Raw genomic sequence first — 14,663 nt, 5'->3', positions numbered from 1 at the left:
GCTATGAAGTTCGTTGAGAAATTGCGTGGCGCAGCGGCAACCATGCCGCGCCGGCTGGCTGTCGCGGCCATCGGGGCCGCCCTGTTGAGCGGTCTGGTCGGTGTCGTCGGCGGCTCGGCGATCGCGGGGGCATTCTCCAAGCCGGGTCTTCCAGTGGAATATCTGCAGGTGCCGTCGCCGTCGATGGGCCGCAACATCAAGGTCCAGTTCCAGGGCGGCGGGCCGCACGCGGTCTACCTGCTCGACGGGCTGCGGGCCCAGGACGACTACAACGGCTGGGACATCAACACGCCGGCCTTCGAGGAGTTCTATCAGTCCGGGCTGTCGGTGATCATGCCCGTCGGCGGCCAGTCCAGCTTCTACAGCAACTGGTACCAGCCGTCGCAGGGCAACGGCCAGAACTACACCTATAAGTGGGAGACGTTCCTGACCCAGGAGATGCCCACCTGGCTGCAGGCGAACAAGCAGGTTTCGCCGTTCGGCAACGCCGTGGTGGGTCTGTCGATGTCGGGCGGCTCTTCGCTGATCCTGGCCGCGTACTACCCGCAGCAGTTCCCGTACGCCGCTTCGCTGTCGGGCTTCGTCAACCCCTCCGAGGGCTGGTGGCCGACGCTGATCGGGTTGGCGATGACCGACTCGGGCGGTTACAACGCCAACAGCATGTGGGGTCCGTCCTCCGACCCGGCGTGGAAGCGCAACGACCCGATGGTCCAGATTCCGCGGCTGGTCGCCAACAACACCCGGATCTGGATGTACTGCGGCAACGGCACACCCAGCGACCTCGGTGGCGACAACATGCCGGCGAAGTTCCTGGAGGGCCTGACGCTGCGCACCAACGAAACCTTCCAGAACAACTACGTGGCCGCGGGTGGACGCAACGGCGTGTTCAACTTCCCGGCCAACGGGACTCATTCGTGGCCCTACTGGAACGCCCAGTTGGTTGCGATGAAGCCCGACATCATTCAGGTGCTCAACAGCGGCAACAACTCCGCCTAAGAGCCGCCTGACGCCCCTAGTCAGCATCGGCAGCAGCGCCCCGGTCAGCGCTGCTGCCGATGCTTTTTCACTGCCCCGACTCGTCTAGCAGGGCCCGGCGATCCTGGTGAAAGTAGGTATATCCGGTGGTCAGCGCGCACACCGCCGAGGCGACCACCAGCATCAAGGTGCCGTTGACGATCAGGCTGATAGCCCCGCCCGCGGTCGCGCCCGCGACGAAGCTCGCGAAAAGCAGGAAGTAGCCGAGCCAGTCCGATGCGCTCCCCCCGGCGATGTGGCGTTCGATGCCCTGGCCCATCTTGACCAACGTGCCGGTCACGTAACTCAACGGAACCGACACCTCGCCATTCTTGACGAACGACGTGTTCAAGGCGCCAATACCGAAGACCACCAGCATGATTGGCGCGAAATCAAGGGGATTGTCTTTCCATCCCTCGTCGATGACGTCGACCATCGTGGCGGCCAGCAGACTGAAGGTCGTCAGTACCGTCGGGCCGTGCGGATGTGCCACCCAGAAATGCCGCCTGCACACAGACGCGACCACCACGCCCGCCACGAAGCACAGCATCAGCAGCGCGGCGGTGATGGACAGCACCACGTCGTCGCGGAAGTAGCCCAACACGGCGCGTTGGGCGTTCCCGGTCATGAACGTCACGAAATAGCCTGCGGAATGGGTAAACGCCGTCGCCCCCAGCACACCGGCCAGCCCGGCCAGCACCCACGACAATCGCGCCTCACTGTCGAAAATCTCACTCGCCACACGGACATGCTTGCAGACCGCCGGCGCCGGAGCGGGCGCTACACGGCCGTGAGCCGCGCGATGGACCGCAGCGGGATCGGCAGCCACCCGGGCCGATGCCGCGCCTCGTAGCCGGCCTCGTAGACCGCCTTGTCGAGTTCGTACGCGGCCAGCAGCAAGGCCGAATCCCTCGGGTCGATGCCCGACGCGGCGGCGTAGCCGTCGCAGAACGCGGTGCGGTTGCGCTCGACCCATTCGCGGGCGCGGGCGGCCAGTTGTTTGTCGTCCGCCTGGTCCACCAGCGGGCCGTAGGCCGCGTATTCGAACGAGCGCAAGACCCCGGCCACGTCGCGCAAGGGTGAATCGGGTGCCCGCCGCTCGTCCAACGGCTGACCGGGCTCACCCTCGAAGTCGATCAGCAGCCAGCTCTCCGGGGTACGCAGCACCTGTCCCAGATGCAGGTCGCCGTGGATCCGCTGCACGGTGATCGCCTCGTCGGCGAGCTTGCCGAATCGCTCTTCGATCGTCGGGGCGTACTCCCGCAGTTCGGGGACGAGTGCCACGGTCGACGACAGCCGCGCCAAGACGTTGTCCAGCGGGAAATTCACCTGCGCCGTCCCGAGACACTCGGCCAGGGTGGCGTGCACGGATGCGACGGCTTCGCCGAGCCGGTTGGACTCGCCGGCGAAATCGCCGCCGACTTCGTAGGCATACAAATCGGCCTCCGCGAACAGGTCACGCACGCTGGCGGTGGCCATCGCCCAACCTTCGGCCGCGTTGGACGCGAACTCGGTGACCATGCCCAGTGGGCATGTCTGGTCGCCGAACACGTCCGGCGCGTCGATCTCGTAGGTACCCAGCAGCCGGGCGACGTGCGGGTTGCCGGCCCGGCCGAGTACCCGGTTCAGTTCGATGTCGGGGTTGATGCCGCTGCTGACCCGACGGAAAACCTTGAAGATCGCGTCCCGATCGAAGATCACGCTGGTGTTGCTCTGCTCGGCATCCGAGACGTGGGGCATGGCCTCCAGCGGGAGTTCGACGTCGGGTTCCTTCACGAACCTCAGCTCGCCCCCCGACGAGGCGCGCGCGGCCGACGAGTCGATCAATGACAGCAGAAATTGCGGTGCGTCGGCGTCGTAGAGGGCGTCGATTCCGGTCCGGTCATCGGCCGCGCCGATCGTGGCGACCGTGCTGTACTCGGACAGCGGCGCAAAGTCCCACCCCACGATCACCTGGTAACGCTCCGCGGAACCGTCGGCGTAGTCGGCGTCGACCAGCACCAGATCGAGATCCTCCCGCAGCGGGACGACCAAGCCCGCCTCCGCGGCGAGAAGTTCTCGGTTGCGCCCGGCGTACCAGCGCTGCTGTGGCAGCCATTCGGACCAAGGCAGCTTGGCCGGCAGGTCGACTGGGGAAGTCATGCGTTCTCCTCGGAAGGCGACAGCTGGAACCAGTAGAAGCCATGTCCCGGCAGTGTCAGCAGGTACGGCAAGTGGCCGATGCGCGGAAACTCCACCTGCCCGGTCAGCTCGATGGGTGTGTAGCCACTCCAGTGCTGCAGGCTCAGTTCGATGGGCTGCGGAAACCGTGACAGGTTGTTGACGCACAGCACGGTGTCGCCGTCGTCCCCCGCTTGGCGCACGAACGCCAGGACCGACGGGTTCGACCCGCCCAATTCCTCGAAGGTGCCGATCGCAAAGGCGTCGTGGCGGCGGCGGACCGCCAGCATCGTGCGGGTGAAGTTGAGCAGCGACGTCGACGTGTCGCGTTGGGCCTCCACGTTGACGGCCTGGTAGCCATACACCGAGTCCTGGCTCGGCGGCAGGTAAAGGCGACCGGGATTGGCAGTGGAGAAGCCGGCGTTGCGGTCCGGTGTCCACTGCATCGGGGTGCGCACCCCGTCGCGATCCCCGAGCCAGATCACGTCGCCCATGCCGATCTCGTCGCCGTAGTAGAGGACGGGCGAGCCGGGCAGCGACAAAAGCAGCGCGGTGAACAGCTCGATCTGGTTTCGGTCGTTGTCCAGCAGGGGCGCGAGGCGGCGACGAATTCCGACATTCGCCTTCATCCGCGGATCCTTGGCGTACTCGGAGTACATGTAGTCGCGTTCTTCGTCGGTCACCATTTCCAGCGTCAGCTCGTCGTGGTTACGCAGGAAGATCCCCCACTGGGCCATGTCCGGGATCTCGGGCGTCTGGGCCAGGATCTCCGAGATCGGAAACCGGGATTCCCGGCGCACGGCCATGAAGATGCGCGGCATCAGCGGGAAGTGAAATGCCATGTGGCATTCGTCGCCGCCGGTGCTGGGGTCGCCGAAATACTCCACGACATCTGCCGGCCATTGGTTGGCCTCGGCCAGCAGCACCCGGCCGGGAAACTCGTCGTCGACGACCTTGCGGACGCGCTTGAGGAACGCGTGCGTCTCGGGCAGGTTCTCGCAATTGGTGCCCTCGCGTTCGAACAGGTAGGGCACGGCGTCCAGCCGAAATCCGTCGATACCGAGGTCGAGCCAGAAGCGGATGACGTCGATCATCGCTTCCTGCACGGCGGGGTTGTCGTAGTTCAGGTCCGGCTGGTGGGAGAAGAAACGGTGCCAGTAGAACTGGCGGCGGACCGGGTCGAAGGTCCAGTTCGACTCTTCGGTGTCGACGAAGATGATGCGGGCATCGGTGTACTTGTCGCTGGTGTCGCTCCAGACGTAGTAGTCGCCGTACGGCCCGTCGGGATCGCGGCGTGACTCCTGAAACCACGGGTGCGACTCCGAGGTGTGGTTCATCACCAGGTCGGTGATGACGCGGATGCCCCGCCGGTGAGCGGCGTCGAGCAGCGCGACGAAATCGTCGACGGTGCCGAATTCGGGCAGCACTTTGTAGAAGTCCCGGATGTCATAGCCGCCGTCGCGCAGTGGGGAGTCGTAGAACGGCGGCAGCCAGATGCAGTCGATCCCGAGCCACTGCAGATAGTCCAGGCGGTCGATCAGTCCACGCAAATCGCCGCAGCCGTCGGCGCTGGCGTCGAAGAACGCCCGGACCAACACCTCGTAGAAGACGGCATGTTTGAACCAGGTCGGATCGGCGGGCAGTACGGCGGCGGCGCCGAAATCGTCGGCGCTCGGATGCTCGACGACGCCCCCTTCGACGTGACTGCCCCCGGCGGGATGGTGTTCGACAGCGTCTCTTGCGTCGTTCATCAATTCCACGATGCCACGTGTACCCGAGGCGGGAGTTTCGGAATCACGCGGGGAAAGTTGCCTGGCGGCAAGCGAATTAGCGAGCCGCCGGGCGATATCCGCGCGCGAGTCAGGCCGGGGGTCCCTCCGCCAGTGTCACGTTCGCGATGCGGTCACCACCGTTTCCGCGCAAGTGGACGACGATGGTGTCCCCTGGGTGATGGGGCACGAGCACTTCCGTCATCGCGGTGGCCCCGTTGATCGCGGTGTTGTCGACGCCGGTGATGACGTCGCCGGGTGCGATCCCGGCCGCCGCCGCGGGCCCGGTGTTGACCACGCGTTCGACGCGCGCACCGTTGCCACCGTTGTCCATCACGCCCAAGCCGAGGAAGGCGGTCGGGCCGACGTGCACCGTGTTCGAGCCGGCGCCCGATCGGATCTGTCCGGCGACCGCCATCGCGGTGCCGATCGGAATCGCGAAGCCCTGCCCTTTGGACATCTTGTAGCTGTCGGTGGCCGCGGTGTTCATGCCGATCACCTGACCGTTGCTGTTGACCATCGGGCCGCCTGAGTCGCCGGGCCGGATCGGCGCGTCGGCCTGGATCAGCCCTCCCAGCGTCTCGTCGGCGCCGGTCAACGTGTCGGTCGCCGAGACGGTCTGGTTGAGCGCGATGACCTTGCCGCTCACGGCGCTGGGCGTCCCGCCCTGGCCGCCGGCATTGCCGAGCGCCACGACCGGCTCTCCGACCGCGACCCCGCCACCGATCGCGGCGCTGGGCAGCCCACCCCCGCCGCGCAGTTGCAGGACCGCGACGTCGGCGCTTCGGCTGTAGCCGACCACGTCGACGCCGTACGTCTGGCCGTTGCCCACGGCGAACGCGCTGATATCGGTGGCACCCGAGATCACGTGGTTGTTGGTCAGCACCACACCGCCCGGATCGATGACGATGCCGGTTCCGGCGCCGACGGCGTTGTTGTAGCCGAACTTGGTGCTGATGTCGACGACCTGCGGCCCGACCTGACCGACCATCGCCGACGGATCGAGCGGTATCAGGGGCCGGTCGGCGAAGCGGTCGACCGCGATGGACGGCCCGGAGGGGGCGGCGGTCGCCGGCACCGACGTGAGGCCCAGGCTCAGTCCGGCCACAGCCAGCACGCTGACCAGCCATGTCCACCAGACCGGGCGGCGGTGCCCTTTGCTCATCCCCGTACCTCCTGCGTCGCGGTAAGAACCAGAATCGGCCCAGGCTCCGGGTCTGGGCGGCACTCATTGCTTCGTATAACCGTAGTGCAGGTAGCTATGCAGAGCATTGGCAAGTCCGGGATCTCTGCCGATCGCTGATCGCGATCAGGCTGGTCGTGCCGGGGAAATGGGATGCGCGAGATGGCGGCTGACGTCGCCGACCATGTCGATCATGGTCAGGTCGCGGAAGGAGAACCGCCAGCGGCCGTCGACGCGTTCGAAGTGGTCGTGGTAGCGGCCCGCGACGATTATCTGCAGCGGAGACTCGTCGGTCTGCTGCAGCACCGTGTAGTAGCTGCGGCAACTCGCGGTGCCGGCCTCCTCGTCGACCTCGATGATCGGATTGGTGGTCACGTGCTTGGTTCGGGGCGTGCCATCGGCGTGCAGGACGATCAGTGACCTCCAGATCTTCAGCAGCTGCGCCGCATCGACGGTCTCTTCGGCGGCGACCCGGATGCGGGCGTGCCCGAACAGCTCGGCCGCCCCGGCCAGGTCGCCACTGTCTATGCATTCGGCGTAGCGATACAACAGGTTGGTGATCTGCGTCTCCGCTCGCATGCGGCTAACCTAGCCCAGCTCCTAAGCTGACTTCTAAGCTGACGTCGTGGGCGAATTCGACCCGACGGTCAGGTTCACACAATCCCCGGTGGCCCGGCTGGCCACGGTCGCGCCCGACGGCAGACCTCACCTGGTGCCGGTGGTGTTCGCCCTCGACGACGACCCCGCAGACGATCGTGGCGTCGTCTACACCGCGGTCGATGCGAAACCGAAAACAACGCAACGGCTGCGCCGGTTGGCCAACATCGAAAGCAATCCACAGGTCAGCCTGCTCGTCGACCACTACGCCGACGATTGGGCGCGGCTGTGGTGGGTCCGCGCCGACGGTCTGGCGGCGATCCATTCCGACGGGCCGGCGATGCACACGGGTTATCGGCTGCTGCGCGCGAAATACCCTCAGTACCAATCCGTTTCGCTGAACGGTCCGGTCATTGCGGTCACCGTGCGGCGCTGGGCAAGCTGGCACGCCTGAGCGGGCGGCGCCGACACGGCCTGCCGGTCCTGCGCGGTTCGCGCCGCCAACCCGATTTGTGACCGGTCGGTGGCCTTGTGTTGGGCGGCAGTTGGGGGAAAAGTTGCTTACGCGAGAGCGACCCCCATGGGCCGAGCCAAGCGAGCCAGCGAAACCGGAGGAAAGTCATGGCGGAAAAGGCGAACGCTTCCCAGGGGGCGGGAGCCGCTCCCACCGCGAACAGTCCGCGCGATGTGCGCAACGTGGTGCTGGTGGGGCCGTCGGGCGGCGGCAAGACCACCCTGGTCGAGGCCCTGCTGGTGGCTTCCGGGGTGCTGACCCGGGCGGGCTCGGTGGTGGACGGCACGACGGTCTGCGACTACGACGACGCGGAGATCCGCCAACAGCGGTCGGTGGGCGTGGCGGTGGCGTCGCTGTCGCACGACGGCATCAAGGTCAACCTTGTGGACACACCCGGATACGCCGATTTCGTGGGTGAGCTGCGGGCCGGGCTGCGGGCCGCGGATTGCGCGCTGTTCGTGATCGCGGCGAACGAGGGCGTCGACGAGCCGACCAAGTCCCTCTGGCAGGAGTGCGACCAGGTCGGCATGCCCCGCGCCGTCGTGATCACCAAGCTCGACCACGCCCGGGCGAACTACCAGGAGGCGCTGGCCGCGGCGCAAAACGCGTTCGGGGACAAGGTATTACCGCTCTACCTGCCGACCGGGCTGCCCAGCTGCAGCGGTCTGATCGGGTTGTTGTCGCAGACGTACTATAAGTACGACAACGGGAAGCGGACCACGCAATCGCCGGACGAGTCGGACGCCGGCCGGATCGAAGAGGCGCGCGGCACCCTGATCGAGGGAATCATCGAGGAGTCCGAGGACGAGTCGCTGATGGAGCGCTACCTCGGCGGCGAGGCGATCGACGAGTCGGTCCTGATCGAGGACCTGGAGCGGGCCGTCGCCCGGGGTTCGTTCTTCCCGGTCATCCCGGTCTGCAGCGGCACCGGCGTCGGCACCCTGGAATTGCTGGAGATCGCCACCCGCGGATTCCCGTCTCCGATGGAACACCCACTACCGGAGGTGTTTACGCCGCAGGGCGCCCCGCATGCCCAGCTGGCCTGTGACGCCGATGCGCCGCTGCTGGCCGAGGTGGTGAAGACGACGTCGGACCCCTACGTCGGCCGGGTCAGCCTGGTCCGAGTGTTCTCCGGGACCATCAGGCCCGACGCGACGGTTCACGTGTCGGGCCATTTTGCGTCGTTCTTCGGCGGCGCCAACGGAAACGGTCATTCGCACCCCGACCATGACGAGGACGAACGCATCGGGGTTCTGTCGTTCCCGCTGGGCAAGCAGCAGCGCAGCGCGCCCGCCGTCGTGGCGGGCGACATCTGCGCGATCGGCAAGCTGAGCCGCGCCGAAACCGGCGACACGCTCTCGGACAAGTCCGAACCCCTGGTGCTGAGGCCCTGGACCATGCCCGAGCCGCTGCTGCCGGTTGCGATTCAGGCGCACGCCAAAACCGATGAGGACAAACTGTCGGTGGGGCTGGGCCGGTTGGCCGCCGAAGACCCGGCGCTGCGCATCGAGCAGAACCAGGAAACACACCAGATCGTGCTCTGGTGCATGGGTGAAGCGCACGCCGGCGTTGTCCTCGACGCGCTGTCCAACCGTTACGGCGTGACGGTGGATACGGTGGAGCTCCGGGTACCGCTGCGGGAAACCTTCAGCGGCAAGGCAAAAGGCCATGGCCGTCACATCAAGCAATCCGGCGGACATGGCCAGTACGCGGTGTGCGACATCGAGGTGGAGCCGCTGCCCGAGGGCTCCGGGTTCGAGTTCGTCGACAAGGTGGTCGGCGGCGCGGTGCCGCGCAACTTCATCCCGAGCGTGGAGAAGGGCGTCCGCGCGCAGATGGAAAAGGGCGTGCACGCGGGTTATCCGGTGGTCGACATCCGCGTGACGCTGTTCGACGGCAAGGCCCACAGCGTGGATTCCTCGGACTTCGCGTTCCAGGCGGCGGGTGCGCTGGCGCTGCGGGAGGCGGCCGCCGCGACGAAGGTGACCCTGCTCGAGCCGATCGACGAGATCTCGGTGCTGGTGCCCGACGACTTCGTCGGTGCGGTGCTGGGCGACCTGTCGAGTCGTCGCGGCCGTGTGCTGGGTACCGAGACCGCCGGTCACGAACGCACCGTGGTGCGGGCCGAGGTGCCTCAGGTCGAGCTGACGCGGTATGCGATCGACCTGCGCTCACTGGCCCATGGGGCCGCGTCGTTCACTCGGTCGTTTGCCCGCTATGAACCCATGCCGGAATCCGCGGCCGCCAGGGTGAAGACGTCGGCCTGACCTTCATGTCGACGGTCGACGGCCTTCCCGCGCACATCCTGTTCAACCATTTCGTCGTCGTGCTGGCTCCGCTGGCGGCGATCCTGGCGATCCTCTGCGCACTGTGGCCCGCCGCGCGGCGCCGGCTGATCTGGCTGGTTCTTGTGCTGGCCGTGGTGACCCTCGTCCTGACGCCCATCACGACCAATTCGGGTGCGTGGTTGCGCGACAAGCTCGGTCCGTCTCCCGCGATCAAGAATCATCAGGAACTCGGCGAAACGCTGGTCTACCTCGTGGGCGCGCTGGTGGCCACCGTCATCGTGCTGGCCGCGGTGCACATCCGCCAGGCGCGCGGCCGCAGCGTGAACCTCGGTGTGCACACCGTCGTGGGACTCCTGGTAATCGCCGCCGCGGTGGCAACGCTGGTGCAGAGCTACCGGGTCGGCGAATCGGGTGCGCGCGCCGCGTGGGGAACCGTCGCGGCGGCTCACACCTTCGGGCCGAACTGTTCGGCGACCGCGCGGCGGTCGAGCGAGCCCTTCGCGGTGTGCGGCAGTTCGCTCGCCTCCTGAAACTCGGCGGGAATCTCGAAGGGCGCCAACCGGTCCCGGCAGAAGTCGGCTAACCCGTGCGGCGTCGGCGAAGCCGACTCCCGGGGCACGATCACCGCGGCCACCTTCTCGCCGTACAACTTGTCGGGAACGCCGAACACGGCCACCTCCATGACGTCGGGATGGCTCGCCAGTACGCCCTCGACGCGCTCCGGGGAGATCTTCTCACCGCCCCGGTTGATGAGTTCCTTGATCCGGCCACGAATGATCAAATCGCCCGCTGCCGAAACCGATCCGAGATCGCCGGTGCGCAGCCATCCGTCGGTGAAGTTGGCCGCGGTGATGGCCGGGTCGCCGAGGTAGCCGCGCACCACCGTGGGGCCGCGCAGCCACACCTCGCCCACGCCTTCGTCGGGCCCGCTGATCCGGATCTCGGGCCCGGTGGACCTGCCGACGAGACCCGTTGTCGCCGCTGGGTTTTCGATGTCGTCGATGCTCGTGGTGGCCACCTGGTGGGTGGCCTCGGTCATACCGAAAGCGCACACCACGGGGGCCGAGAACTCCGCTTGCAGCGCCTGCGCCGTTTCCGGGGTGAGCGGGGCGCTGCAGCTGCGGATGAAGCGCAACGCGGCTCGCTTGCTGGCGGACCGATCGGTCGCGGCACGCTCCAACAGGATCTGGTGAATCGTCGGGACCGCGGTGTACCACGTGGCCTGGACGGCGTCGATGTCGTCCCAGAACGTGTGGGCCGAGAACCGCCCGCGGGCGGGCAGCAGCACCGTGCCCCCCGATGCCAGGGTCGACAGCAGCGCGGCCAGCAGCCCGTGGCCGTGGTAGAGCGGCATCACCGCGACGGTCGCGTCCCGCGGGCCGAGCCGGTAGCCGGCGACGATGGCCCGTACCGACGCGGCGATGTTGCCGCGGGTCCAGGGGACCATCTTGGGCGCGCCGGTGGTGCCGCCCGTGAACATGATCATCGCGTCGTCGTCCCGGAGCCCCTCGGGCTTGGGCACGGCGCGGTTCGGCGCGGCGGCGGCGTCCAGGGTCACCGCAGCGGTGCCCTCGTGTGTGGTCACCGCGATCGGCCACCACCGCAACTCAGAGTCGTCCCCGTCGCCCTGACCGTCGGGGTCGTCGACGAGGACGACAGCGGCGCCGGCGGCCGCGCAGCGGGCGCGCTGCTCACCGACGGGCAACGCCGGGTCCAACGGGACGGCGACCAGGTCCGCCCGCGAGGCGGCCAACAAGCCGACGACGAATTCGGTGTTGCTGGCGGCGCGCAGCGCTATCCGGTCGCCCTGCGTGATGCCCGCGTGCTGCAGCCGCTTGGCGAGGTCATCGACCAGTCGCGTCAGCTCGCGGTAGCTGATCGGTATCCGGTCGGCGGTGACAACCAGCGCGGGCGCGTCCGGGCGCCGGGACGCGGCGCCCTCGACCAGGTCGGCGATGCGCGGGCTGGTGGATTCATCGGACATATTGGCACCATGCCCAGCCGGCACCGCGTTCGTCCAATACCGATCCGCTGACGATCGATAATCGTGAACTATCGAATCGGCGCCGGCGGGGTCGATAAGCGGCGTGAATCGCCGCATAGCGGCTTGGTCTTGGACACCGGACGGGCTCCGGACCACAGTGGTGACAACGCATTCGCGACGCAGAGGAGCCGCCAGCATGAGTACCGTTTCGGGATCTCCGGGCGCAGGGCCGCACTCGACGAGCTTGACCGACGGCTTCCACCTCGTGGTGGACGCGCTCAAGGCCAACGACATCGACACCGTCTACGGAATAGTCGGCATCCCGATCACGGACCTCGCCCGCACCGCCCAGGCGTCGGGCATCCGCTACATCGGCTTTCGGCAGGAGGCCTCGGCGGGCAACGCGGCCGCCGCCGCCGGGTTTCTCACCCAGCGACCCGGTGTCTGCCTCACGACGTCGGGGCCCGGCTTCCTCAACGGCCTGCCCGCGCTGGCCAACGCCACGGCGAATTGCTTTCCCGTGATCCAGATCTCCGGGTCGAGCGATCGCGCGGCGGTGGATTTGCAGCGCGGTGACTATCAGGACCTCGATCAGCTCAATGCCGCAAGGCCTTTCGCGAAGGCGGCGTACCGAATCGGCCGTATCGAGGACATCGGCCGCGGCGTCGCGCGCGCAATCCGGACCGCGATCTCCGGCCGCCCGGGCGGCGTCTACCTCGACATTCCCGGCGAGATTCTGGGCCAGGCCATGGACGCTTCCGCCGCGGCGGACACGATCTGGCCGGTCGTCGACCCCGCGCCGCGCCAGCTGCCGGCGCCGGAGGCGGTCGATCGCGCCCTCGACATGCTCGCGCGGGCGCAGCGACCGCTGATCGTGCTCGGTAAGGGCGCGGCGTATGCGCAGGCGGACAGCGCCATTCGGGAATTTGTCGAAACCACCGGAATCCCGTTCCTGCCGATGTCGATGGCTAAGGGCCTGTTGCCGGACTCCCACCCGCAGTCCGCCGCGGCTGCGCGCTCGCTGGCGATCGCCCGCGCGGACACGGTGCTGCTGGTCGGGGCGCGGCTCAACTGGCTTCTCGGCCACGGAGACTCGCCGCAATGGTCCGCCGCGTTCATCCAAGTCGACATCGCGGCATCGGAGTTCGACAGCAACCAGCCGATCGCGGCACCGCTGGCCGGCGACATCGGCTCGGTGATGTCGGCGCTGCGCGACGGCCTGGGCGCCCATCGGATCGCGGTTCCGGTGGAATGGACCGACGAGCTAGCCGCTCGCAAAAGGCGCAACGACGAGAAGATGCGCCAGCGCCTGACCGAAGACCCGCACCCGATGCGGTTTTACAACGCGCTCGGCGCGATTCGCTCTGTGCTGCAGCAAAACCCGGACGTCTACGTGGTCAACGAGGGGGCCAACGCGCTCGACCTGGCCCGCAACCTGATCGACATGCAGCTGCCGCGACACCGGCTCGACACCGGAACGTGGGGCGTGATGGGGATCGGCATGGGCTACGCCATCGCCGCCGCGGTCGAAACCGGCAAGCCCGTCGTTGCGATCGAGGGCGACAGCGCCTTCGGCTTCTCCGGGATGGAAGTCGAGACTATCTGCCGGTATCGCCTGCCGGTGACGGTCGTCATCCTCAACAACGGCGGCGTGTACCGCGGCGACGAAGCGCCGAAGGGAAATGACCCGGCGCCGACCGTGCTGAATGCCGCCGCCCGCCACGAGTTGATCGCAGAGGCGTTCGGCGGCAAGGGATATCACGTCACCACGCCGCCGCAGCTGCGGTCGGCGCTGACCGAGGCGCTCGCCTCGAACGGCCCCGCGATCATCGACTGCGAACTCGACCCGGCAGCGGGGGTGGAAAGCGGTCATCTCGCAAGCCTCAATCCGACCAGCGCCGCGGTCAGCGCCGGCGCGTGATTCCGAGCAGCTGCGTGTCGAAAAACTCGTCAAGCGCCAGTTGTTGCGCGGACGCGATGAGCGCGCGGGCGACGGGTGATCCGGGCCCGGCGGAGTTGGTGGCCAAGGCGATCTCGGCCTTAAGCACCGGGTCGACCATTTCGACCGCGCGAATCTCCGCCGCCAGCGGCGAGGTCCACAACCACGTGTGCGGGACGATGCACGCCCAGTTGCCACTGGCGACTTGGGCGAATAACGATGCGACGGAGTCGGTCTCGACTTGCGGTGTGACCGTGAGGCCGTGGCCGGCGAAGGCTTCGTCGATGATCTGGCGATCCCGCATGTCGGGGGTGAGCAAGGCGAGCGGCAACTGGGCGGCGTCCGGCCACGTCAGTGTCGCTGCGCCGGAGGGCAACATCTCCGCCGACGACAGCAGCACGTAACACTCCTGGTAGAGCGGCACCAGGTCCACGTCGTGAGCGTCTCCGGGCGCGGGGTGCACGATGGCAGCGTCCAGCTCGAACTCGCGCAGCCGCCGGTACAGCTCGGCGGCGGACAGCCGGGAATTGATGTGCACCTTCGCCAACGGATGTGCCGAACAGAACGCCGAGAGCACCAGCGACGCCGTCGTCGAGGCGGTGGGAACCGTACCCAGCCGAAGCGTGCCGGTGATCCCGGACCGCACGGCGTCCACCTCGGCCTTGAAGGCATCGTGCTCGGCGAGAATCCGCTTGGCCCACACGACCAATCGCTCACCTTCGGGCGTGAGGCCCTCGAAGCTGTGCCCGCGGTTGATCAGGGTCACGTTCAGCTCGCGTTCCAGCTTGGCGATCGCGGCCGACAGCGCGGGTTGCGACACATAGCATTTCTCGGCGGCCCGGGCGAAGTGGCGTTCCTGGGCGACCGCGACAAAGTACTCCAGCTGACGGAAGAGCACGGGCACCTCCTCGGCCTTCACCGCACCGCTATCGCAGAGGCTAACGCCTCGCCAGTAGGCAGCCAACGCGATATCGGCCAGATTTCGCATCTGTGCCGCCGATGGCATGGCATAGATCGACGTTCGGGCGCAGGTCAGGACGTTGCGTCCAGCGAAAGCCGGTGTGCGGAGCCCTCTTTCGTGCGCATGTCTCGGACTGCGGGCGCGCCGCCGAGCGTGCCCTCGGAAGCGTGCACCCAATCGTTTGCCGGAGGTCCGCAGCCCGGTGATCGGATCGAACTCAACGGGTAATCGGGTCGTTATCGCCACGTACCCGG

The 14,663-nt window shown here is 67.4% G+C and carries 12 protein-coding genes; 5 read left to right on the top strand and 7 right to left on the bottom strand.

All coding sequences use genetic code 11. The features are described 5' to 3' along the window. The first annotated feature begins 3 nt into the window (after positions 1-3). Positions 4-996 carry a diacylglycerol acyltransferase/mycolyltransferase Ag85C gene (gene ag85C / locus A5736_RS00375; protein ID WP_076121441.1) on the top strand — a complete coding sequence of 331 codons (993 nt, stop codon included), beginning with the start codon at positions 4-6 and terminating at the stop codon, positions 994-996. Positions 997-1,063: 67 nt separating this feature from the next. Here ag85C and A5736_RS00370 read toward each other — a convergent pair whose 3' ends face one another. From A5736_RS00370 to A5736_RS00350, 5 genes are all read right to left on the bottom strand, one after another. Next, positions 1,064-1,756, bottom strand: coding sequence for a YoaK family protein (locus A5736_RS00370; RefSeq protein WP_076121629.1), 693 nt, complete (start codon positions 1,754-1,756; stop codon positions 1,064-1,066). A gap of 38 nt (positions 1,757-1,794) precedes the next feature. Beyond that, positions 1,795-3,156 carry a maltokinase gene (locus tag A5736_RS00365; protein ID WP_076243902.1) on the bottom strand — a complete coding sequence of 454 codons (1,362 nt, stop codon included), beginning with the start codon at positions 3,154-3,156 and terminating at the stop codon, positions 1,795-1,797. Beyond that, complete coding sequence (treS, locus tag A5736_RS00360; RefSeq protein ID WP_076121627.1) at positions 3,153-4,925, bottom strand: maltose alpha-D-glucosyltransferase; 1,773 nt, start codon at positions 4,923-4,925, stop codon at positions 3,153-3,155. The genes A5736_RS00365 and treS overlap by 4 nt, the downstream gene beginning before the upstream one ends. Positions 4,926-5,034: 109 nt before the next feature. Then, a complete protein-coding gene (locus tag A5736_RS00355; RefSeq protein WP_076243900.1) occupies positions 5,035-6,108 on the bottom strand; it encodes a S1C family serine protease in 1,074 nt (357 codons plus the stop codon). A gap of 144 nt (positions 6,109-6,252) precedes the next feature. Further along, entirely contained in the window at positions 6,253-6,705 is a 453-nt protein-coding gene (locus A5736_RS00350) for a nuclear transport factor 2 family protein (RefSeq protein WP_076121436.1), read from the bottom strand. A 46-nt stretch (positions 6,706-6,751) separates the two neighbouring features. Between A5736_RS00350 and A5736_RS00345 the strand changes: the two genes are divergently transcribed. The 3 genes from A5736_RS00345 to A5736_RS00335 all read left to right on the top strand — a co-directional run bounded on the left by A5736_RS00345 (position 6,752) and on the right by A5736_RS00335 (position 10,055). Further along, complete coding sequence (locus A5736_RS00345; protein ID WP_076243899.1) at positions 6,752-7,177, top strand: TIGR03668 family PPOX class F420-dependent oxidoreductase; 426 nt, start codon at positions 6,752-6,754, stop codon at positions 7,175-7,177. Between the two features lie 167 nt (positions 7,178-7,344). Then, positions 7,345-9,504 carry an elongation factor G-like protein EF-G2 gene (locus A5736_RS00340; protein WP_076243897.1) on the top strand — a complete coding sequence of 720 codons (2,160 nt, stop codon included), beginning with the start codon at positions 7,345-7,347 and terminating at the stop codon, positions 9,502-9,504. A gap of 5 nt (positions 9,505-9,509) precedes the next feature. Further along, positions 9,510-10,055: a DUF2231 domain-containing protein gene (locus A5736_RS00335; protein WP_076243896.1), complete on the top strand. Its 546-nt coding sequence runs from the start codon at positions 9,510-9,512 to the stop codon at positions 10,053-10,055. On the opposite strand, the gene A5736_RS00330 is transcribed toward A5736_RS00335, so the two are convergent. Beyond that, a complete protein-coding gene (locus A5736_RS00330) occupies positions 9,971-11,509 on the bottom strand; it encodes a FadD7 family fatty acid--CoA ligase (RefSeq protein ID WP_076243894.1) in 1,539 nt (512 codons plus the stop codon). The genes A5736_RS00335 and A5736_RS00330 overlap by 85 nt on opposite strands. A 196-nt stretch (positions 11,510-11,705) precedes the next feature. On the opposite strand from A5736_RS00330, the gene oxc reads away from it, so the two are divergent. Then, entirely contained in the window at positions 11,706-13,430 is a 1,725-nt protein-coding gene (oxc, locus tag A5736_RS00325) for an oxalyl-CoA decarboxylase (RefSeq protein WP_076243893.1), read from the top strand. Here the strand turns inward: oxc and A5736_RS00320 are convergent. Continuing rightward, positions 13,414-14,346, bottom strand: coding sequence for a LysR family transcriptional regulator (locus A5736_RS00320; protein ID WP_076243943.1), 933 nt, complete (start codon positions 14,344-14,346; stop codon positions 13,414-13,416). The two genes, oxc and A5736_RS00320, sit on opposite strands and share 17 nt — an antisense overlap. Positions 14,347-14,663 lie beyond the last annotated feature (317 nt).

The sequence above is a fragment of the Mycobacterium sp. SP-6446 genome (assembly GCF_001954045.1).
In the GTDB taxonomy this organism is placed as follows: domain Bacteria; phylum Actinomycetota; class Actinomycetes; order Mycobacteriales; family Mycobacteriaceae; genus Mycobacterium.
Note: the sequence above shows the minus strand (reverse complement) of the source record. Positions and strands in the feature narration are given on the sequence as shown.

Coding starts and splice junctions, on each gene's coding strand:
- oxc (WP_076243893.1), top strand. CDS start 11,706: ATGAGTACCGTTTCGGGATCTCCGGGCGCAGGGCCGCACTCGACGAGC.
- ag85C (WP_076121441.1), top strand. CDS start 4: ATGAAGTTCGTTGAGAAATTGCGTGGCGCAGCGGCAACCATGCCGCGC.
- A5736_RS00365 (WP_076243902.1), bottom strand. CDS start 3,156: ATGACTTCCCCAGTCGACCTGCCGGCCAAGCTGCCTTGGTCCGAATGG.
- A5736_RS00330 (WP_076243894.1), bottom strand. CDS start 11,509: ATGTCCGATGAATCCACCAGCCCGCGCATCGCCGACCTGGTCGAGGGC.
- A5736_RS00350 (WP_076121436.1), bottom strand. CDS start 6,705: ATGCGAGCGGAGACGCAGATCACCAACCTGTTGTATCGCTACGCCGAA.
- A5736_RS00355 (WP_076243900.1), bottom strand. CDS start 6,108: ATGAGCAAAGGGCACCGCCGCCCGGTCTGGTGGACATGGCTGGTCAGC.
- A5736_RS00340 (WP_076243897.1), top strand. CDS start 7,345: ATGGCGGAAAAGGCGAACGCTTCCCAGGGGGCGGGAGCCGCTCCCACC.
- A5736_RS00335 (WP_076243896.1), top strand. CDS start 9,510: ATGTCGACGGTCGACGGCCTTCCCGCGCACATCCTGTTCAACCATTTC.
- treS (WP_076121627.1), bottom strand. CDS start 4,925: ATGAACGACGCAAGAGACGCTGTCGAACACCATCCCGCCGGGGGCAGT.